Source organism: Vreelandella subglaciescola (assembly GCF_900142895.1).
In the GTDB taxonomy this organism is placed as follows: Bacteria; Pseudomonadota; Gammaproteobacteria; order Pseudomonadales; family Halomonadaceae; genus Vreelandella; species Vreelandella subglaciescola.
Window position 1 is genome coordinate 625038 of record NZ_LT670847.1, and the last position, 21477, is coordinate 646514.

The 21477-nt window shown below is 61.6% G+C and carries 17 protein-coding genes; 2 read left to right on the forward strand and 15 right to left on the reverse strand.

Translation table 11 applies throughout. The features are described from left to right. Position 1: 1 nt before the first annotated feature. Genes B5495_RS02855 through B5495_RS02870 form a run of 4 tightly spaced genes read right to left on the reverse strand, consistent with a single transcriptional unit; the run spans position 2 to position 5313 of the window. The gene (locus B5495_RS02855; RefSeq protein WP_079551151.1) at positions 2–211 is read right to left on the reverse strand and encodes a Trm112 family protein; all 210 of its coding nucleotides are present in this window, start codon (positions 209–211) and stop codon (positions 2–4) included. Continuing rightward, the gene (lpxK, locus tag B5495_RS02860) at positions 204–1220 is read right to left on the reverse strand and encodes a tetraacyldisaccharide 4'-kinase (RefSeq protein WP_079551153.1); all 1017 of its coding nucleotides are present in this window, start codon (positions 1218–1220) and stop codon (positions 204–206) included. The genes B5495_RS02855 and lpxK overlap by 8 nt, the downstream gene beginning before the upstream one ends. Continuing rightward, on the reverse strand, positions 1217–2953 hold the full coding sequence (gene msbA / locus B5495_RS02865) for a lipid A export permease/ATP-binding protein MsbA (protein WP_079551155.1): 1737 nt from the start codon (positions 2951–2953) through the stop codon (positions 1217–1219). The genes lpxK and msbA overlap by 4 nt, the downstream gene beginning before the upstream one ends. A gap of 56 nt (positions 2954–3009) precedes the next feature. Beyond that, positions 3010–5313 (reverse strand): DNA internalization-related competence protein ComEC/Rec2, encoded by a 2304-nt coding sequence (locus tag B5495_RS02870; protein ID WP_231897216.1) that lies wholly within the window; start codon positions 5311–5313, stop codon positions 3010–3012. A gap of 118 nt (positions 5314–5431) precedes the next feature. Here B5495_RS02870 and B5495_RS02875 point away from each other — a divergent pair, with 118 nt between their 5' ends. Then, complete coding sequence (locus B5495_RS02875) at positions 5432–5983, forward strand: DUF2062 domain-containing protein (RefSeq protein WP_079551157.1); 552 nt, start codon at positions 5432–5434, stop codon at positions 5981–5983. 30 nt (positions 5984–6013) lie between these two features. On the opposite strand, the gene B5495_RS02880 is transcribed toward B5495_RS02875, so the two are convergent. From B5495_RS02880 to secA, 5 genes are all read right to left on the reverse strand, one after another. After that, positions 6014–6727, reverse strand: coding sequence for an ABC transporter ATP-binding protein (locus tag B5495_RS02880; RefSeq protein ID WP_079551159.1), 714 nt, complete (start codon positions 6725–6727; stop codon positions 6014–6016). A gap of 10 nt (positions 6728–6737) precedes the next feature. After that, positions 6738–7979: a lipoprotein-releasing ABC transporter permease subunit gene (locus tag B5495_RS02885; protein ID WP_079551161.1), complete on the reverse strand. Its 1242-nt coding sequence runs from the start codon at positions 7977–7979 to the stop codon at positions 6738–6740. Between the two features lie 99 nt (positions 7980–8078). Then, entirely contained in the window at positions 8079–9035 is a 957-nt protein-coding gene (locus tag B5495_RS02890; RefSeq protein ID WP_172824511.1) for a Nudix family hydrolase, read from the reverse strand. 50 nt (positions 9036–9085) lie between these two features. After that, a complete protein-coding gene (gene argJ, locus B5495_RS02895) occupies positions 9086–10315 on the reverse strand; it encodes a bifunctional glutamate N-acetyltransferase/amino-acid acetyltransferase ArgJ (RefSeq protein ID WP_079551162.1) in 1230 nt (409 codons plus the stop codon). A 56-nt stretch (positions 10316–10371) separates the two neighbouring features. Beyond that, positions 10372–13119, reverse strand: a complete 2748-nt coding sequence (secA, locus tag B5495_RS02900; RefSeq protein WP_079551164.1) for a preprotein translocase subunit SecA — start codon at positions 13117–13119, stop codon at positions 10372–10374. Positions 13120–13700: 581 nt separating this feature from the next. Between secA and B5495_RS02910 the strand changes: the two genes are divergently transcribed. Beyond that, a complete protein-coding gene (locus tag B5495_RS02910) occupies positions 13701–14159 on the forward strand; it encodes a DUF721 domain-containing protein (protein ID WP_079551166.1) in 459 nt (152 codons plus the stop codon). 78 nt (positions 14160–14237) lie between these two features. Here the strand turns inward: B5495_RS02910 and lpxC are convergent, their stop codons facing one another. From lpxC to murC, 6 genes are all read right to left on the reverse strand, one after another. Beyond that, positions 14238–15149, reverse strand: a complete 912-nt coding sequence (gene lpxC, locus B5495_RS02915) for a UDP-3-O-acyl-N-acetylglucosamine deacetylase (RefSeq protein WP_079551168.1) — start codon at positions 15147–15149, stop codon at positions 14238–14240. A gap of 320 nt (positions 15150–15469) precedes the next feature. Further along, positions 15470–16651 carry a cell division protein FtsZ gene (gene ftsZ / locus B5495_RS02920; protein WP_079551170.1) on the reverse strand — a complete coding sequence of 394 codons (1182 nt, stop codon included), beginning with the start codon at positions 16649–16651 and terminating at the stop codon, positions 15470–15472. Between the two features lie 34 nt (positions 16652–16685). After that, positions 16686–17975, reverse strand: coding sequence for a cell division protein FtsA (ftsA, locus tag B5495_RS02925; protein WP_079551172.1), 1290 nt, complete (start codon positions 17973–17975; stop codon positions 16686–16688). A gap of 405 nt (positions 17976–18380) precedes the next feature. Next, entirely contained in the window at positions 18381–19094 is a 714-nt protein-coding gene (locus tag B5495_RS02930) for a cell division protein FtsQ/DivIB (RefSeq protein ID WP_079551174.1), read from the reverse strand. Continuing rightward, positions 19081–20031: a D-alanine--D-alanine ligase gene (locus B5495_RS02935; protein ID WP_079551176.1), complete on the reverse strand. Its 951-nt coding sequence runs from the start codon at positions 20029–20031 to the stop codon at positions 19081–19083. Before B5495_RS02935 ends, B5495_RS02930 begins: the two co-directional genes overlap by 14 nt. Continuing rightward, positions 20028–21452: a UDP-N-acetylmuramate--L-alanine ligase gene (gene murC, locus B5495_RS02940; RefSeq protein WP_231897261.1), complete on the reverse strand. Its 1425-nt coding sequence runs from the start codon at positions 21450–21452 to the stop codon at positions 20028–20030. Before murC ends, B5495_RS02935 begins: the two co-directional genes overlap by 4 nt. Positions 21453–21477 lie beyond the last annotated feature (25 nt).

A 21477-nucleotide genomic window follows, 5' to 3' on the forward strand; every position in this document is an offset into this window, starting at 1 on the left:
ATCAGGCGTCTCCCGTGCGGCCCGCTGACGTCGGCAGCTTCTCGTCGGCGCTCAAGGGGCGGGCCTCTTCAGGCAGCATGACCGGTATGTCATCGGTGATCGGATACGCCAGGCCGTCATACAGGCAGTGCAGCTCGCCGGCCTCACGCACGTATTTAAGCTTGCCTTGGCACAGCGGGCATACCAGCAGCGCCAGCAGTTGTTTATCCATGAGCGTGTCTCCTGCAGGAAAGAGCTGACAGCCGCGCGGCCAGCCAGCGTTCAAAATCGGGGGGAAGTACCGCCTCTACGTCGAGTACCCAGCTGTTGGGCGGCGCCAGAGCCTGACACTTCACCGCGTCCTTGGCGGTCATCACCAGCGCCTGCCCGTCATGCACGGTCAGATCCCGGGCGGTAAAGCGGTGGTGATCGGCGAAGCCGTGCCAGCTGCCGTGCACGCCCAGCGTTTCCAGCGTGGTAAAAAAACGTGCTGGACGGCCAATCCCGGCGATGCCACGTACTGGCAGCGTAAACGGCAGCGGGGTTAACGCATGCGCCTGCCCCGTCGCCAGCGCTCGCCAGCATTGCGGCGCCAGCTGCATCGGCTGCGTTTCCACCTCCAGCGCGGCGCGAAGCTCACCGTTGACCAGCACCGCATCCACGTCGGCCAGCCGCTCTGGGGGCTCGCGCAGCGGGCCGGCCGGCAAGCACTGGCCGTTGCCCAGCCCACGGACACCGTCAACCACCGCCAGTTCAACGTCGCGCGCAAGCGCCAGATGCTGCAGCCCGTCATCGCTTACAATGATGTCGCAACCGGCGGCCACCAGCGCCTGTACGCCACGGGCGCGCTGCGGGTCGGCCACTACTGCCGCGCCGGTTTGCTGCACCAGCATCAGCGGCTCATCGCCGCTTTGCGTGACCGGCGTGCTCGGCGTCACCCGCAGCGGGTAACTTGCGGCCTTGCCGCCGTAACCCCGGGTAATAATGCCCGGCGTATAGCCCTGCTCACTTAGCCAACGCACCAGCCAGGCCACCAGCGGCGATTTCCCCGTACCGCCCAGGGTAATGTTGCCCACCACAATAACCGGCACCGACGCCCGCCACGCCGCTTTTTTACCGCTGGCATACGCACGCCGGCGGCGTTCCATGACGTAGCGATAAAGGGCGGCCAGCGGGCGCAGCGGATAAAGCCAGAGGCTGCCCTGATAGGCCGCGCTCACCCAGCGCTGGGCAAGGCTCACGCTGCGTCCTGAAACTGCAGCCGGTGCAGCGCCGCATAGGCGCCGTCGGCACCCAGCAACTCGCGGTGCGTACCCTGTTCGATGATCTGCCCCTGCTCCATGACCACGATGCGGTCGGCCCGCTCAATGGTCGATAAGCGGTGGGCAATCACCAGCGTCGTGCGGTCCTTACAAACGTGCTCAAGGGCTTTTTGGATATAGCGCTCGGACTCGGTATCCAGCGACGAGGTGGCCTCGTCAAGCACCAGAATCGGCGCATCCTTGAAAATCGCCCGGGCAATGGCCAGCCGCTGACGCTGCCCGCCCGACAGCATAACGCCGTTATCACCCACCCTGGTGTGATAGCCGTCAGGGAGTTTTTCGATAAATTCGTGGGCGTAAGCCGCACGTGCGGCGGCCTCGATCGCCTCCTCATCGGGCTCAATGGCGCCGTAGGCAATGTTGCTGGCGATACTGGTGTTAAACAGCGTGACCTGCTGCGACACCAGCGCGATCTGCTGGCGCAGCGGGGCGAGCTGATAGTCGCGCACGTCAACGCCGTCAATCGTAATGCGCCCGTCGGTGCAGGTATAAAAGCGCGGCAGCAGGCTTGCCAGCGTGGATTTGCCGCTGCCCGAGCGCCCCACAATGGCGACAAGCTCGCCGACGGCAATATCCAGGCTAATGCCGTGGAGCACATCGGGCTGATCCGGGGCGTAGCGAAAGCGCACGTCGCGCAGTACGATATCGCCGTTAAGCCGCTGCGGCGGGCGCTTGCCGCTGTCGTCTTCGGTGGGTTCGTCCATCAAGCCGAACAGCTCGGTCGCCGCGGCAATGCCCTTCTGGATTTCGCTGTTGATTTCCGTGAGCTGACGCACCGGCTTGATCATCAGCGCCGCGGCGGTAATGAACGCGACAAATTCCCCCGGGGTCATGCTGTTGAGTAGCGCAGGCGCCATGGCCAGCCACACCAGCACCGCCATGGAAAATGCCACGAGCATCAGGATAATCGGCGAGGTGATGGCTTTGGTCAGCGCCTCCTTCATGCTCTGCCGGCGGTTTTCTTCGCTGACGCGTTCAAAGCGTTGCTTTTCGTAGGCTTCGGCGCCGTGGGTACGCACTACGCGATACCCCGACAGCGCCTCGGAGGCCACGTGGGTAACATCGCCCATGGAATGCTGAATACGCTTGGAAATCCGCCGAAATCGCTTGCTGGCGTAGCCGACCACCAGCGAAATAATCGGCGTGACCGCGAGAAATAGCAGCGTTAACAACCAGTTGGTCCAGAACAGGTAGCCCAGCAGCCCGACTACAAAAAGACCTTCACGCAGCAGAATGGTGACCGCTTTAGTCGCGGCGCCCGCTACCTGCTCAACGTGGTAGGTTACCCGCGAGACCAGGTGCCCGCTTGAATGGTGATCAAAAAACACGCCGGGCAGGTGCAACATATGGGCAAACACATCACAGCGCAGCGTATGAATGACGTAGCGCCCCACGTACGCCATGAAGTAGGTGCTCAGGAAAGTGCCCAGCCCCCGGGCGGCAAACATGACCACCACAAACAGCGGCAGAAAAAACCGAAACGCCGCATCGGGGTTTTGAATACCGTCAATCAGACGCTTCATTAGTTCTGCCAGCGCCGTGCTTGAGGCGGCATAAATGCAAAACCCCACCACGGCGAGCATAAAGGCACGCCAGTGCGGCCTGACATAGCCCAGCAGGCGTTTATAGATGGCCAATCCTGAATCGATCACGCGGACTCCCGGCGCTAATAGATAATGCGCCCGATTCTACCTGAAGCCGGCGTGCATCAACACCGCTTAGCGCGCAGGCCGCCACGCTCGGGCAGGATACGAATGGCCTCACCCGGCACCAGCCAGAACGTTAGCGCCCCGTCGTGTGCGGTATTCCAGAGGCAGCTTTGTTGTCGGCGAAAGCGCCGTACAACGGTCTCAACCGGATGCTGAAAACGATTGTCGCGCCCGGCGCTGAATATCACCTGACGCGGCGCAACGGTACGCACAAACTGAACGCCGGAACTTGTGCCACTGCCGTGATGCCCTGCCACCAGTACGCTGACCGGCGTATCCGCCTCACGCAGAAACTGCCGTTCAACCCGGGCACTGACGTCCCCCGTGATCAATAATCGATGCTCGCCTGCCGCCACCTGCAACACGCAGGAACGGTCGTTGGGTGACAGGCTGTTGTGGCCTTGTGGCGGCCACAGGTGCTCAAACTCGATGCTATCCTGCTGCCACCGTTGGCCACGATGGCAAGACGTCTGACCGGCAACGACACTTTCTTGTAAAGGCGCCAGCCACTGTTTGACTCGGTGCTTTTGCACCAGCGCCTTGACCCCGCCGGCGTGGTCGCTGTCCGAATGGCTGACAATCACCCGATCAAAGCGGCGCCCCGGCGGCCATAGGGTTTCGATGGGCATAAACCCCGAGCGAAAACGCGGGCCGGTATCATAGAGCGTGCGCGTATAGCGCGTACGCAGCTCAATCAGCTGCCCCTGCCCCACATCAAACACTCGCACGCGTAGCGCGCCTTCAGGCCAGGCCGGCATCGGCGCGGCATAAAGCACCAGTGGCACCAGCGCAAGGCTGAGCACACGTAACACACGCGGCACCGCCGGCAGCCCCCAGCATAATGCCAACACCCCAAACGCGCCGGCGAGCCATACGGCCTGCCCGGGAGAAGGCTCCCACAACGGGGCGGCGCCCACGGCCAGCGTGAGCAGCTGATGCAACGGCGCCAACGCTTGGGTAAAGCCCCACCAGATAAACTCGCTGGCATACGGTAACGGTGCCAGCAGCCAGCCAAGCAGCGCACCGGGGACCAACACCATGCTGACCCAGGGCACCGCCAGCAGGTTGACCAGCGGAGATAACGGCGCAACGCGCCCAAACGCCAACACCACGGCTCCCGCCATGACCGGGGCCAGCAACAGCTGCGAGCGGCCAAGCGCCCACAGCCAGCCGCGCACGCCCACGGGGCGCCGCCGACTCTGCCAAATCACGATCAGCCACGCCACCGCCAGAAAGGAAAGCCAGAAGCCCGGCCGCCAGACGGCCAGCGGATCGCTTATCACGATAACTGCCAACGCCAGCCACCATGCCTGCCAGGCGCCGGGAGCATGGCGCCCGCTTAATGCCCAGAGGCCGATCAGCGCCATCACCATGGCCCGCGTTGCCGGTGGTGATAGCCCCGCCAGCACCGCATAGGCCACGGCACAGGCCGCCGCTGCCCACCACGGCCAGACGCGCAGCCGCCAGTTTTGCGGCGTCGAAAAGCGTGCCACCGTGCGCGCCAGCAGCAGGCCAAACGAGGCCACAAGCCCCACATGAAGCCCGGAAATGACGACCAGATGCGTGGTACCGCTGGCATTCAGCAGCGCCCAGTCATCCTGAGTCAGCTGCTCGCTTTCCCCCAGCGTCAGTGCGGCAAGCCAACGCCGCGCGGTGTCATCCGCCACGTGGCGATCAAGAAACGCAAGCGCCTGGCGTTTCAGCGCAATGCCGGCAGGCGCCAGGCGTTCAGGTTCGGGGATTTGGCGCACATAGCCCGTGGCGTGGATCCCTTCACGCCACAGCCAGGCGCCGTAGTCAAAACTGTGCGGATTGCTGAAGCCTCGCGGCGGTCGCAGACGCAGCGTCATGTGCCAGCGCTCTCCCGCACGCAGTGCCGTCTTGTGGTACGCACTGACCCGCACCTTTCCCAGCCGCGCACAGCCAGGTAACCCGGCCGGCGCCTGACAGCGTTTGACGTCCAGCATCAGGCGGGTAACGCCCGCGGTTTCACTCGCGCTGATAATGCGTGCTTCAACGCTCAGGTCAACGCCGCTAAGCCCTGCCGGCAAGCGGCTGGTATGCTCCAGCCCAACGCTGCCGTAAGCCCACAGCATCACGCCCACAAGCCCCAGCCAACGCACGCCAATGAGGCTGGCAACCAGCACGATGCCTGCCAGCACGGCGCTGAACAGCAGCGGATATTGAGCCCCTGCGCCCAACGCGGCAAGTCCCGCCCCCCACAGCGCCGCTGCGGCCAAAGGGAATGCGACTCCCACGCGCATACGCATCGCGCGTAGCGTTGCCCATTGATTCTCCACCATTGCTACCCTCTCCCTGGGTGAGTGCCGTGGCATCATAAGCGCGTAGCCGAAGCCAGCCACTATATGGATAATGGCAAGTCATGGATAATGGATAGCCTTCAAGGCCAGAGTGATCAACATGCCGCGCCGGTTCCTGCAGCGCTACATGCCCAAGCCCGACACCTTGAAACGTCAGCGCTCGCTGCGTTTCATGGCGCCGCTGATTGCGGACCCGAGGCTTTGGCTTTTAACCCGTCGTAGTGTCGCCAACGCCTTCAGCGTGGGGATATTCTGCGCGTTGCTGCCCATCCCGTTCCAGATGGTGGTGGCCGCTATCGGTGCGCGGCTTAGCCGCTGCAACCTGGCGCTGGCGGTGGGCCTGGTGTGGATTACCAACCCGCTGACCATGCCGCTGATATTTTACGCCAACTATCGTCTGGGCTCGTTATTTCTGGACGCGCCCGTGCGCGAAGCGCCGGTACACCTGTCAACCCGATGGATAGCCGAGCAGATGCACGACATTTTGCCGGCGCTGTTTCTTGGTTCGATGATCTCGGCGGTATTTTTTGCCGTGCTGGCCAACGCCGGCATCCGGCTCATCTGGCGCTGGCACGTGTCGCGGCACTGGAAGCGCCGGCGGCAGAAACGCCGCCAGCGCCGCGCCCGCATCGAAGCCGAGTTTGACGATTAGCTGTTTGACGACCGAGCTGACAGCGGAACGTTAAGGATTGGTCACCAGATGCCCGCCATCCAGCTTGAGCACGCGATCCTGATGCGCGGCCAGCGCCGGATCATGCGTGACGATGACAAACGCACAGGCGCTTTCACGCGCCAATTCGTCCATCAACGCCAGAATGGTGGCCGCGGTGGTCTGGTCAAGGTTGCCGGTGGGTTCGTCCATCAGCACAAGGCTCGGGTCGGTCACCAGCGCCCGGGCAATCGCCACGCGCTGACGCTCCCCGCCGGAAAGCTCGCCAGGCTTATGCTGCGCGCGATCAGCCATGCCCACGCGATCCAGCAGCGCCTGCGCACGGGCCTCTGCATCGCGCTTGCGCTGACCGCGAATAATCAGCGGCAAGGCGGCATTTTCCAGCGCGGTAAACTCGGCCAGCAGGTGGTGAAACTGGTAGACAAAGCCGATATAGCGGTTGCGAAAGCGGCCCAGTGCCGCCTCACCCAGCCCCGAGAGCGGCTCATCGGCAATCACGATGCGCCCCTGGGTCGGGCTATCCAGCCCGCCCAAAAGGTTCAGCAGCGTGGTTTTCCCCGAGCCCGAGCTGCCCACAATCGCCACGCGCTCGCCGGCGCGCACCTGCAGCGAGAGCGAATTCAGCACGGTCAGGTCTTCGGGGCCTTCGCTGTACGTGCGGGTGACGTTCTGGCAGTCAAGCATTACCGGCGCCCCGGATACGTCTACGGTTTCCGTCGTGTTCATGGCAGTATCCTCACTCATAGCGCAACACATCGGCCGGCTGCACACGGGCGGCACGCCAGGCGGGGTATAGCGTCGACAAAAATGTCAGCCCAAAGGCCGCTGCCACAATGTTGATCACATCGCTACCGCGCAGCTGCGAAGGCAGTTCGCTGATGAAGTAGACGCCGGCGTCGAGAAAATGAATGCCGAAGACGCTTTCCACCCAGCCAATCAAATCCGAGACGGTTAGCGCCAGCAGCACGCCGACGGCAACGCCGATGGCAATGCCGATCACCCCGATGGTCATCCCCTGAACAATAAAGATCCCCATGATCGAGCGTGGCGTAGCACCAATGGTGCGCAGAATGGCGATATCGGCACGCTTGTCGGTGACCACCATGACCAGCGTGGACACGATATTGAACGCCGCCACGGCGATGATCACGGTTAACAACAGGCCAATCATGCGCTTTTCCATCTGAATGGCCTGGAACAGGTTGCCCTGGGTGAAGGTCCAGTCGCGGCCGCGATAGCCATCCCCCAGATCGTTGACGATGGCCTGGGTTTCACTGCTGGCCGCAAACAGGTCGTCCAGCTCGAGGCGCAGGCCGCCGACCTCATCGCCCAGGCGAGCAAGGGTCTGCATATCGGCAATGTTGGCGTAGGCCAGCCGCGCATCAAGCTCGGCTCCCACGCTGAAAATGCCGCTGACGGTAAAGCGCTTGAGGCGCGGGAAAACGCCGGCAGGGGTAATCGAGGCTTCGGGCACCAGCAGGGTCACACGATCGCCCACGCCGACACCCAGATTGCGCGCCAGCGCCGAGCCCAGCACGACGTTCCATTCACCGGGCTGCAGATCGTCAAGGCTGCCGCGCTGCATGTGATCGCCAAGAATCGAGACATTGTCTTCCCACTCGGGCTCGATGCCGGTCACCAGGCCGCCCTGATTGCGTCCGCTGGCGGAAAACATGCCCTGCTGTTCCACATACGGCGCCGCACCGATCACCCGCTCGCGCTGGGTCAGTTTGTCGGCCAGTCCCTGCCAGTCTTCGAGGCCGTCAACCGCTTCAATCTTGGTATGCGGCACCATGCCCAGAATGCGCGTGCGCAGTTCGTGGTCAAACCCGTTCATGACCGACAGCACCAGAATCAAGACGGCAACGCCGAGCATCAGACCCAGCATGGAGGTCAGCGAAATAAACGAAATAAAGTGATTGCGGCGTTTTGCGCGCACGTAGCGCAGCCCCACCAGAAAAGGCAAACGGTCAAGCATGGCATGCTCCTTGTCAGCAAGCGCTCAGGCAAAGCTCAGCGTTCGTCAAAACGCCTGCCCCGGGTCAGTGGTAGACACGCGGCAGGCGAAAGCGTTGGCTTAGCGCCAGAAATCACGAATCGAAGCAATGCCCTGCGCCCCGACCGCGCGGGCGCGATTGGCATGAAAGCGCGTCATGCCGCCCAGCGCAAATACCGGCATGCCAGCGTGTTCCACGTGCTGCTGAAAATCATGCCAGCCCATCAGGATCGCGTCAGGATGCGACGGCGTCGGCGCCAGCGGCGAGAGAGTCACCAAGTCGCAATCCAGCGCCGCGGCCTTGTCCAGCTGCTCGGCGTTGTGCGTGGAGGCGCCCAGCCATTTGCCCATGGGTACCGGACGCTGATCCAACTGCATCAGCCGCTCGCTGGTCAAATGAATACCGTCCGCATCGACCTGCTCTAAAAGCGCCGGCTCACCGTTGAGCAACAGCCGCGCACCGTATTCACGGCACAGCGCCAGCGCTTGCCTGGCGCGCGCCACGTATTCCTCGCCGGAAAGCGTTTTGCCGCGCAGCTGCACCAGCCGTACGCCGTCTTTATCCAGCGCTCGAGTCAGGCGCTCGATAAAGACGTCTTCGTCGTCTTCTTCGGCGGTGATGAGATATTCGGTGGGCAGCATAACCGCACGCAGTATGGGCAGGTTGGCGGCCGGGAAAGGATAGCTCGCGAGATCTTCCATCGGCACCCAGCGCACCGCCTGACCTTCGCGGCCAAACGGCTCACCGGCGAACTCGTGCACTTGCCATACGTCGAGCAGAATGCGCTTATCGGGATATTCGTGATGCACGCGAATCAGCGGCTGGGCACAGCTTATCTCCACGCCCAGCTCTTCGTGCAGCTCACGCTTGAGCCCCTCAAGGCCGGTTTCGTAGGGCGCCAGCTTGCCGCCGGGAAACTCCCAGAGCCCGCCCTGATCGAAGCTGGACGGCCGGCGTGCGATCAGCACCTGTTTCTTGTCAGCGCTGATGATTGCCGCGGCGGCAACGTGAACCCGTCGTTTTACTATTGCATTCATTACGTCTTTATCCACTGTTTTGCTGAGCGACCCTCGCGGGCCGACGCTCTCTAGCTGCGATAGTCGGCGTTGATGGACACGTACTCATGGGACAGATCCGAGGTCCATACCGTGCCCCCCGCGTCGCCGCGTCCCAAATCAATACGAATGGTGATTTCCTCACGCGCCATCACCGCGCTGCCGGCCTCCTCGGTATAGCCCGGCGCACGGCCACCGCTTTCTACCAGACGCACCTCGTCAAGATCAATGACCACGCGACCCACGTCAAACCCGGCCACCGGCGCGCGTCCGACGGCGGCAAGAATCCGCCCCCAGTTGGCATCCGAGGCGTAAAGCGCGGTCTTGACCAGCGGCGAATGGGCCACGGTAAAAGCCACGTCAAGCGCCTCCTGGCGCGTTGTCGCCCGCGTCACCTCAAGCGTGACAAACTTGGTCGCGCCTTCGCCGTCGCGGATGACGGCCTGAGCAAGCGCTACCATCACCTGCTCAAGCCCGCGGGTAAACGCGTCGATATCCGCCTCGCTGACGACGTGCGCCCCGCGTCCAGTCGCTGCCAGCAGGCAGGCATCGTTGGTCGAGGTGTCGCTATCCACGGTGATGCAGTTGAACGAGCGATCTACCGTTTCACGCAGAAGCCTTTCCAACAGCGCCTGTTCAATCCCGGCGTCGGTCACCACAAAGCCCAGCATGGTGGCCATATCCGGCCTGATCATGCCCGAGCCCTTGGCGAAACCGTTGATGGTGATGCGCTGATCGCCCACGGGCACGTCAACGCTTGCACCTTTGGTGCAGGTGTCGGTGGTGAGTATCCCCGCCGCCGCCTGCTCCCAGGCCACACTCTGGCTGTCACAGGCGTTAAACGCCGGGGCAATGCCGGCCAGCAATGCCTGCATGGGCAGTGGCTCGCCGATCACACCGGTGGAAAACGGCAGCACCGCATGCGCCGGCACACCCGCCGCGTGGGCCAGTGTGCGGCAGCTTTCGCGGGCGTCTTCAAGCCCTTGTGCCCCGGTGCCGGCGTTGGCATTACCGGTATTGATCAGCCAGTAGCGCGGTGCCTGCTGCTGCTCACGGCACGCGGCCAGATGCTCTTTCGCCACCTGCACGGGGGCGGCACAAAACGCGTTGCGGGTAAACACGCCGGCCATGGTGGCCGTTTCGGGCAGCTCGACCACGACCAGATCACGCTGTCCGGCCTGTTTAATCCCGGCCATGGTCGTGCCCAGGCGTACGCCATCAAGTGCCGGCATTGTTGGAAACGGTATATTGCCCACCGCCATAGCGGTCTCCTCTGCTCGTTGACTCAGCCTGCTTTCGTCTCGGACAAGCGGGCCGTTCAGCTCAGCTTGCCGCAGCACTGCTTGTATTTTTTACCTGATCCGCAGATGCACGGGTCGTTGCGTCCGACTTTCGGGCCTTCCCGACGTACCGGCTGGCCATCAGCACCGGGAGTCGCTGCCTCCGACTGTTCAGCACCGGCTTCATCCGTACTGTCGCCCGGTTCATCATGGCGGCTAGCGGCAGTCGCCTGCTCGCGTTCCAGCGTTTCGCGGCGCTCACGTTCCAGCGCATCCACTTCTTCCGGCTGGCGCACCTGTACGTGGCTTAAAATCCGCGTGACATCGGCCTTGACGTTGGTCAGCAGATGCTGGAACAGCTCGAAAGACTCGCGCTTGTATTCCTGCTTGGGGTTTTTCTGAGCGTAACCGCGCAGGTGAATGCCGCGACGCAGGTGATCCATCGACTGCAGATGCTCTTTCCAGCGGGTGTCCAGCACCTGCAGCATAACCTGCTTTTCAAACCGCTGGATCAGGGTTTCACCGGCGGCTTGGACCTTCGCTGCATAGGCTTCACGGTGCATGGTTTGCAGCCGTTCACGCAGCTTTTCTTCGCTCAGACGCTGGTCTTCTTCGGCCCAGGCAACCACCGGTGCTTCAAGGTTGAGCTCGGCTTTCAGATGAGCCTCAAGGCCGGCCAGATCCCACTGTTCGGCCAGGCTCTGCGGCGGCACAAAGCTGCTGATGGCTTCGTCCATGACTTCTTCACGAATGCCCACCACGGCATCGGAGACGTTCTCCGACGACAGTACATCGTTGCGCTGCTCGTAAATAACGCGGCGCTGGTCGTTGGATACGTCGTCGTATTCCAGCAGCTGCTTACGGATATCGAAGTTGCGCCCTTCCACTTTTTTCTGCGCCCGTTCGACGGCGTTGGACACCATTTTGTGCTCGATGGCTTCGCCGCGCTCAAGCCCCAGCGCCTGCATCAGGCGTTGAACGCGATCGGAGCCGAACAGGCGCATCAGGCTGTCTTCCAGCGAGAGGAAAAAGCGCGTGGAGCCGGGGTCGCCCTGACGACCGGAGCGGCCGCGCAGCTGGTTGTCGATACGCCGGGATTCGTGGCGTTCCGAGCCCACAACATGCAGGCCGCCGGCCTCCAGCACCGCGTCATGGCGCGCTTTCCATTCAGCCTTCAGCGCTTCGATATCGGCATCTGACGGGTCGTCCAGTTTGGCGACCTCGGCCTCCCAGTTGCCGCCCAGCACGATATCCGTCCCGCGGCCGGCCATGTTTGTCGCAATGGTGACCGCGCCGGGGCGGCCCGCCTGAGCAATGATTTCCGCTTCGCTCTGGTGCTGCTTGGCGTTCAGCACGTTAAACGTCATGTCGGCGTCGCGCATCAGCTGCGCCAGGTATTCGGAGGTATCAATAGAGGCAGTACCCACCAGCACCGGACGCCCGGCTTCGGTCTGTACCTGCACATCCTTGATGATCGCCTCGTATTTTTCCTGCGCGCTCAGGTACACCAGATCGTTTTGATCCTTACGCGCCTGGGGGCGGTTGGTGGGAATGACGATAACGTCCAGCGCGTAAATCTGACGGAACTCGAACGCCTCGGTGTCGGCCGTCCCGGTCATGCCGGACAGCTTCTCGTAGAGGCGGAAGTAGTTCTGGAAGGTAGTGGACGCCAGCGTCTGGCTTTCGCGCTGCACGGTCACGCCTTCCTTGGCCTCAACGGCCTGGTGCAGCCCTTCCGACCAGCGCCGGCCGGGCATCGAGCGCCCGGTATGCTCATCGACGATAACCACCTGATCTTCAACGATGATGTAGTCCACATCACGGTGGTAAAGATGGCGGGCGCGCAGCGCCGAATGCATGTGCTGCAGCAAATTGAGGTTTTGCGCGGCGTAAAGCGAGGCATCTTCGCCCAGCAGTTCCTCGGCACGCATCACTTCTTCTACCCGGTTATGCCCCTGCTCGGTCAGCTCTACCTGCTTTTGCTTCTCGTCGAGCAGAAAATCCCCGGTGGGCATGGCATTTTCGTCTTCCGGTTCTTCACCCTGCTCCAGGTGTGTGGCCAGACGATCGACGATGCCGTAAAGCTCGGTGTTTTCATCCACGGCGCCGGAGATAATCAGCGGCGTGCGCGCCTCGTCAATAAGGATCGAGTCAACTTCATCGACAATGGCGTAGTGCAGCGGGCGCTGCACCTTGTCTTCCAGCGAGAAGGCCATGTTATCGCGAAGATAATCAAAGCCGAACTCGTTGTTGGTGCCGTAGGTAATGTCGCAGCCGTAGGCGTAGCGCTTTTCTTCATTGGACTGGCCAGAGAAAATCACGCCCACCGTCAGCCCGAGAAACTCATACAGCGGGCGCATCCAGTCGGCATCACGGCGCGCCAGATAGTCGTTGACCGTGACTACGTGCACGCCTTTGGCCGGCAGCGCGTTGAGGTAAACGGCAAGGGTTGCCACCAGCGTTTTACCTTCGCCGGTTTTCATCTCGGCGATACGCCCGCCGTTAAGCGTCATGCCGCCGACCATCTGGACGTCGAAATGACGCATTCCCATGACCCGCTTACTTGCCTCACGCACCACGGCAAACGCGCTGGGCAGAAGGCTATCAAGCGGCTCACCGTTCTCGAGGCGCGAGCGCAGCTCGACCGTTTTGCCCTGTAGCCCGGCGTCGTCCAGGCCTTCGAATTCAGGTTCAAGCGCGCTGATATGCTGCACGCTTTTTCGCATGCGTTTGACTTCGCGATCGTTTTTGGAGCCGACAACTTTGCGCAATACGTTATTGATCATGGACTTTCCAACTGGCTGCAAGAGGCGCATCAAGGCGCCACCTGATAAAAACAGGCAAATGCGCGATCATCCCGTCGAATAACGTCGACACTCGGGTTGACCGCTGCTCAATAAGGCGTGTGTGGGCATGCAAGGCGGCCCCCGGCGCGATACGACGTCAAGTGCGGCAACGAATCTTGACAGCCTGGCGCGGCGCGGGTGTGGGCGGGTACGTGCATAGCGGCAACGCTTGCCTGCGTGGTGCAACACAGGCAGGCGGCGCGCCAATCGACGCGCCTTGGCGCGCAAAATGGCAGGCGCCCATACGGCTGCGTAGACACAGCGGCTGAGGCTGCGTACCGCCTCGGGGGTGTGCAGGCTGACCGGAAGCAGGCAGCTGACCAAAAGCCCTGCCAGCCACCAACGCGCCGCTCGGCCGCGGCGATGAGGCCGCGGTGGCGTCGCTATGGGCATTGGCGTGGCGGGCATGCTAGGGTCGCGCTCCTTGGCGTGCTAGGATTTAGTCAGCTGCCATCAGTGGTTGCGTTGCAAATCAGTCGTCTTCCTGAAACCAACGCCAGCGGCGCTGAGGAGTTAAGCGTATGAGTATAAAGGTTAAGCGTTCTCGCGCACAGCCCATTGGCCAGCTGTTGAACCCGCGCGGCGAGGTCGGTCGGCTCATGCGCCAATCGCGCCTGATTGAAAAGGCGCAGACCCACCTGCGCGAAAGCCTGCCCGAGGACATGCGCGAGCACGTTTTTGTCGGCGGCTTCAGCGAAGGCAAGCTAACGCTGATCTGCAACCGCGCCGTGTTTCTGACCTGGCTACGCTTTGAGCAGACGCGCCTGCTGAGCCTGCTTCACCAGCTGCCGGGCTTTGAGGGCGTGACCGGCTTGCGCCTCAAAGTACGCCCGGTGCGTCCGGCAAAAGCGCCGCTGCGCTACTGCCAGACACTGCCCGAGGCGGCCGGCAAGGCGCTGACTCAGTGCGCTGAAGACACCGACGACCCCAAATTGAAAAACGCTCTGGAACGCCTTGCCTCCCACGCGACCAAGTCATGATAAATCCAGACAACAAAAAAGCACTGCCCTTTTCAGGAGCAGTGCTTTTTATTAGCCAGTACGCTGGGAGCAGACTGTTTATGCCATGGCCGGCGCCGCATAGGAAATGGGCGCGACGGCCGCTTCTTCCTCGAACGTGACGATCTCGTAAGCGTCCGGCTGGGCCAAAAGCTCGCGGCACAGCTGGTTATTGAGCGCGTGCCCCGATTTAACTCCGCGAAACTCGCCAATCAGGCTGTGTCCCAGCTGATACAAATCGCCGATGGCATCCAGCACCTTGTGCTTGACGAACTCATCGTCGTAGCGCAGCCCACCCTCATTGACGATGCGATAGTCATCCACCACAACGGCGTTATCCAGGCTGCCGCCCAGCGCCAGATTATTGGCACGCAGGCGTTCAATATCACGCATAAAACCGAAGGTGCGCGCACGAGACACGTCTTTGACAAAGGACGTGGTCGAAAAATCAATCAGCGCGGTCTGCTTCTGTTGCTCGAACACCGGGTGATCAAAATCAATGGAAAATGACACCTTGAAGCCGTTGTGCGGCAGGAAAACGGCCTGCTTATCGCCGTCGCTGACGGCGAGCTGACGCTTGATGCGGATAAATTTCTTCGGCGCATTCTGCTCACAGATCCCGGCGGACTGGATCAAGAACACGAACGGGCTGGCACTGCCATCCATGATCGGCACTTCCGCCGCGCTCAAGTCAACGTAGGCATTATCAATGCCCAGCCCGGCAAGCGCCGACATCAGGTGCTCAACGGTGGCGACCTTGACGCCATGCTGGGAAAGCGCCGTGCACAGCACCGTATCCTCCACCAGGCTAGCCCGCGCGGGCACTTCCACCGCCGGCTGCAGATCAGTCCGCACAAAGACGATGCCCGTGTTGGCCGGTGCCGGACGCAGCGCCATATGGACTTTTCGCCCAGAGTGCAGCCCCACTCCGGTAGCACGGATCACGTTTTGTAGTGTGCGTTGTTTGATCATGGGGTGCAGTTTTTACTCTGGTAGTGATAAGTAGGTGGTGATAATCGTAGAAACGGGGATTACGGCGGCTATGAACTCGAGCACTGCCGTCAGTCAACCTGGACAGCAACTCGTCTCAGCGCCGCTTTTGACACGCTTATCGGCCACGGTTATCAGCTACAATTATCGAACAGTGTTTATTTTAGCAGCACACATACCCATCGGCTAATAATTTCTTAACCTTTAGGGCTGTCCACGACAAAACATGTGCAATGTGCGCGTCAGTCACGCAGCGGCAACCGGTCGGCTACTTTCCCGCTGCGTGACCGAAAAGATAAACGTTAATCGGCTTGGCGGCGCAAAAACGCGGGGATGTCCAGATAGTCGTCTGCTTCGGTAGCGCGACGTTTTTCAGGACGCGGCTTCGCGGGTTCCGACGCCTCGGCGCGCGCAGCGGCCTGCTGCTGGCGCATCACCGTGGGCTGCTGCAGCTTACGGTAGTCAGAGCCGGCGTCGGCATGAGCCGTACGGCGCGCGGGCTCGCGTGCCGGAGCTTTGGCCTGACTGCCATCGAGTCCGGCGGCGACAACGGTCACACGCAGCTCGTCCGACATTTCCATGTCGATTGAAGTTCCCACCACGATAGTGGCTTCCTGAGAGGCGAACTCCTGCACTGTGGCACCCACGTCGTTGAACTCGCCGATAGACAGGTCCGGGCCAGCGGTAATATTGACCAGAATACCCCGCGCGCCGTGCAGGTCGATGTCTTCCAGCAGCGGGCTGCGGATGGCTTTTTCTGCCGCTTCCCGGGCGCGGTTTTCTCCCGTGGCCCCACCGGTACCCATCATGGCCATGCCCATTTCCGACATGACCGTGCGCACATCGGCAAAGTCGACGTTGATAATACCGGGGCTGGTAATCAGCTCGGCAATACCCTGCACCGCGCCCAGCAGAACATCGTTGGCCGCGCTGAACGCGGTCAACAACGTGGCGCTCTTGCCCAATACCGACAAAAGCTTTTCGTTGGGAATGGTAATCAGGGAGTCAACGTGTTCGGAAAGCTCTTTCATGCCTTCTTCGGCAGCGCGCGCACGCTTGGGACCTTCAAACGGGAAAGGCCGCGTGACCACGGCAACGGTCAGGATACCCAGTTCCTTGGCCACCTGCGCCACCACCGGCGCACCGCCGGTACCCGTACCGCCGCCCATGCCGGCGGTAATAAAGACCATATCGGCACCGTCGAGCAGCTCGGCGATACGCTCGCGGTCTTCCATCGCGGCCTGGCGCCCCACTTCCGGGTTGGCACCGGCACCCAGCCCTTTGGTAATTTCGCTGCCCAGCTGCAATACCGTCTTGGCGGATACGCGCTTGAGCGCCTGAGCATCGGTGTTGGCGCAGATAAACTCGACGCCTTCGATGCTGCTTTCGACCATATGATTGACGGCATTACCACCACCGCCGCCAACGCCTACTACTTTAATGACCGCACTGCTCGAGGGTGCGTTATCTACCAGTTCGAACATAAGCCCCGTCTCCTGAGCCGCGCTTGCGACCCTGTCAGAAATTTCTTTTGAACCAGCCCTTGAGTTTTGTCAGCGTCGTCTGATCGTTCCGGGCATCGCGCCGGGAGCTATCACCGCGCCCTGCCGGGGTAGAAATAACGCCGGCATGTGCCTCGCGACTGTGCCCGTGATGCACTTCCTGCAAAGCGTAGTGCAATAAGCCGACACCCGTGGCATAAATGGGATTACGCACAACGTCGGCAAGCCCCTTGACGTTTTGCGGACAGGCAATACGTACGGGCATATGGAAGATTTCCTCGGCAAGCTCACTTGCGCCTTCCATGCGTGCCGTCCCGCCTGTCAGCACGATCCCGGCGGCCACCATATCCTGATAACCGCTGCGGCGAAGCTCTTCTTTTACCAGCGTAAAAAGCTCTTCGTAGCGCGGCTCAACCACTTCGGCAAGCGCCTGGCGCGAAAGATCCCGTGACGGCCGATCGCCTACGCTTGGCACCTTGATCATCTCATCATTGGCAGCAAGTTCGGTCAGCGCACAGGCGTATTTGACCTTGATTTCTTCCGCATGCTGAGTCGGTGTACGCAGCGCCATGGCGATATCGTTGGTAACCTGATCACCGGCGATAGGGATAACCGCGGTATGGCGAATGGCACCTTCGGTAAAGATCGCCATATCGGTCGTCCCGCCACCGATATCTACCATACACACGCCAAGTTCGCGCTCGTCCTCGGTCAGCACGGCCATGCTGGACGCAAGTTGCTCAAGAATAATGGCGTCCACGTCAAGGCCGCAGCGGCGCACGCACTTCTCGATGTTTTGCACGGCGTTGGCCGCCGCTGTTACCAGATGCACCTGCGCCTCCAGCCGCACGCCGGACATTCCCAGCGGCTCGCGAATACCGCCCTGCGTATCGATGGAAAACTCCTGAGGCAGCACGTGCAGCACGCGCTGCCCTTCGGAAATGGCCCGCGCCCGAGCCGAGTCGATCACCCGATCAATGTCCGAGGTGGTCACTTCGCGCTCTTTGATAGCCACGACGCCGTCGGAGTTCATGGAGCTGATGTGACTGCCTGCAATGCCAACATAGACGGAGTGTATATCACAGCCGGCCATTAATTCAGCTTCCTCAACGGCGCGCTGAATAGATTGCACGGTTGATTCAATATTGATCACGACGCCGCGCTTCATGCCGCGCGAGGGGTGGGAGCCTATCCCGGCGATCTCAATGCCACCGTCGTCGGTGGGCTGGCCGACAATTGCGACGACCTTGGACGTTCCGATGTCCAGCCCGACCACCATATTGGATACGTTAGGTGAGCCTGCCATGAGTCGGGAAATCTCCTTGAATAACCTTGAATACGTGAAATGGAACGCCGCGCTAACCTCGGGCACCGTCGGCCTGAGCATTACGCGCCGCTCTCTCATACCGCTCTATATACATGCCACTTGCTGACGCTACGTTAACCACATACGACACGTTAGCGGCGTATTTCACTCGTACTACACACGTTCGACGCTATACACATCGCGCTATCAAGTCGTGTATACAAACTCTGCGCCGCACCCAGTGGCAGGCATTACGAACGTTATAGTATAGGAATACAAACCGTATCACGACCGTCAAACGTACAATACTGGGGAGTATAGAGAATTTAAACCCCAGAACAGGCATTTGCACCGTTTGTGAACACTTACCTTAACGCCCCTTGTAACAAAAACGTAACCGATGAGTTACGGCGCATTATCTGCCTGAGGAGATTTGCCGTGCCAGGCTACCGCGACGCCGTTGGGATAGCGCAGGTCAATGTAGCGAATGGCCTCGGCATACTCGCCAAGTTCGCGCTGCCATGAGGCGACCAGCCGCTTCAAACGTGCCTGATGTTGACGGCGGCCAAGCATGACCCAGGCGCCATCGTTGATCTGCAGCCGCCAGGCACCACGCGGCTCGAGGCGCAGCTGATCGAGCCCCAATCCGAGCGTGTCAAAGCGCTCACCAAGCGTCTGATAATAGGCCCAGACTTCCTGACTGCTGTTATCCGGGCCCGCCAGATCCGGCAGACCCGAGGGAGGTTCTATCGGCGCAAAGGTAAACGGCGCACCGTCGGCGTTCAGTAGTTGATCATCATTCCAGCGTGCTACCGGCGTTTGTTCGACCAGCTCGAACGTCAGGGCATCGGGCCACTGCCGTGAAATACGCACTTCCCTGAGCCAGCCGATATCCAGTGCCGACTGGCGCAGTGCCTCGAGATCCACCGACAGCCAGTGAGCATTGCGCACCAGCGGTGCCAACTGGTCGCGCAGGTAGTCAGCGCTTGCGTAATCCCACTCACCGCGCACTGACACCCGCTCCACAGGCGTATCCAGCCATAGCCACAGCGCCCGGCCGCCGGCGCCGAGCAACAGCACCAACAGCAGCAAACCGAACCAGGCATTAGGCTTCTGCATTGCGATCCGTATGCCCCGCCGTTGCCAGAATTTCCATGACCAGTTGATCAAAATCCATGCCGGTATGCGCCGCTGCCTGAGGCACCAGACTATGATCGGTCATGCCCGGTACCGTGTTGACCTCAATCAGCCAAAAGCGCCCCTGGGCGTCACGCATCACATCTACCCGGCCCCAACCGGCACCGCCAACGGCCCGAAAAGCCTCCTGGCACAGCGTGGCGAGCTCGGCTTCATCGGCATCACTCAGCCCGCAGGGCAGATGGTACTGCGTGGTATTGGTCAAATATTTAGCGTTATAGTCGTAAAAGCCACCCGGCACCTCGACGCGAATCGCCGGCAGCACACGCTCGCCCAGAAGCGCGACGGTGTACTCGTCGCCCTGGATAAAGCGCTCCGCCATGACCCGAGCATCAAAGCGCGCGGCTTCCTGATAGGCCGCCGCCAGCTCGGCGACACTGTCAACGATGCTGATCCCCAGCGTCGAGCCTTCATGCACCGGCTTGACGATCAGCGGCAACCCGAGCGTTTCAGCCACGGCGTGCCAGTCAGATTCAGCGTCAAGCATGATGCATTCGGGCGTGGGCAGTCCCAGCGCCTGCCACACCTGTTTGGTACGCTGTTTATCCATCCCCAGCGCCGAGGCCAGCACCCCACTGCCGGTATAGGGAATGTCCAACAGCTCAAGCGCACCCTGCAGCGAGCCGTCTTCTCCGCCACGGCCGTGCAGTGCGATAAACACCGTGGCGGGCGCCAGCTGCTCAAGCCCGCTCAGGCCACGGTCGTAAGGATCGTAGCCCACAGCACGCACGCCGCTACGCTGGAGGGCGGCGAGTATCGCCGCGCCGCTTTTCAGCGAAACCTCGCGCTCGGCGGACGTGCCGCCATACACCACCACGACGTCGTGCTCGGCAGCGTGAGTCGTTGCGTTTTGGCTCACAGTGTCACCTCGTCCAGATCCAGTTCGGCATTCGCCAGGCTCAGCGAAATACCGCCGATATCTCCGGCACCCTGGGTAATCAGAATATCGCCGGGGCGCAGCACATTGGCCAAAAGCCCCGGCAGCTCCTGCTTGTGTTCGACAAACAGCGGGTCGACATCGCCACGCTGGCGGATAGAGCCGGCAAGGGTGCGGCCTTCAGCGCCGGGAATCACGGGTTCGCCGGCGCTGTAGACGTCAAGCAGCAGCAGCGTATCGACCTGGGACAGCACACGTACGAAATCTTCGTACAGGTCGCGAGTGCGGGTATAGCGGTGCGGCTGATACAGCATCACCAGCCGCCGCTCGGGCCAGCCGGCGCGCACCGCCTGAATCACCATGTCTACCTCGCGCGGATGGTGGCCGTAGTCGTCCACCAGCATGACCGGCGCAGCGTCATTCGGTGCCACTCCCCGCGATAACAAAAACTCGCCGTGTATCTGAAAACGCCGCCCCACACCGGCAAAACCCGACAGGCCGCGCACAATCGCCGCGTCGCTGACGCCGGCATCGCTTGCCACCACAATCGCCGCCATGGCGTTCAGCGCATTGTGGCGCCCCGGCATGGCCAGGCAAATGTCCAGCGGCTCTCTTTCCGGGCGCAGCGCGGTAAAGCGCACCTCACCGCCCTGCTGGGCAAAGTCCACGATGCGATAGTCGGCGTCGTGGTCAAAGCCGTAGGTGACAAACTGGCGTTTTACCTGCGGACACAGCTCGCGCACGTGGGCATCGTCGATGCATAGCACGGCCAGACCGTAAAACGGCAGGTTATGCAAAAACTCGATAAAGGTGCTTTTCAACCGCTCGAAGTCATTGCCGTAAGTGGCCATGTGATCGGCGTCGATATTGGTCACGATCGAGACCAGCGGCTGCAGGTGCAAAAACGACGCGTCGGACTCATCGGCCTCGGCAACCAGGTAGTCGCCTTCACCCAAACGCGCATTGGTGCCGGCGCTGGTCAGCTTGCCACCGATGACAAAGGTGGGGTCCAGCCCGCCTTCCGCCAGCAGCGTTGCCGTCAGGCTGGTGGTGGTGGTTTTGCCGTGGGTGCCCGCCACCGCAATACCGTGGCGAAAGCGCATCAGCTCGGCGAGCATTTCGGCGCGGCGCACCACCGGCACGCGGTTGTCATTGGCCCAGCGGATTTCCGGGTTGGTGTCATCAATCGCGCTTGATACCACCACCACGTCAGCGCCTTCGACGTTTTCACGCGCATGCCCCAACGCCACCGTTACGCCACACTGGCGCAAGCGTTCGACCACCGGCGATGCCTTGGCATCGCTGCCGCTGACGCAATAGCCCTGATTCGCCAGCACTTCGGCAATGCCGCACATGCCGGCACCGCCGATCCCGATAAAATGCAGGCGCCGAATGCGCCGCATGCCGGGGCCTTTAAGCCGTCCGCCG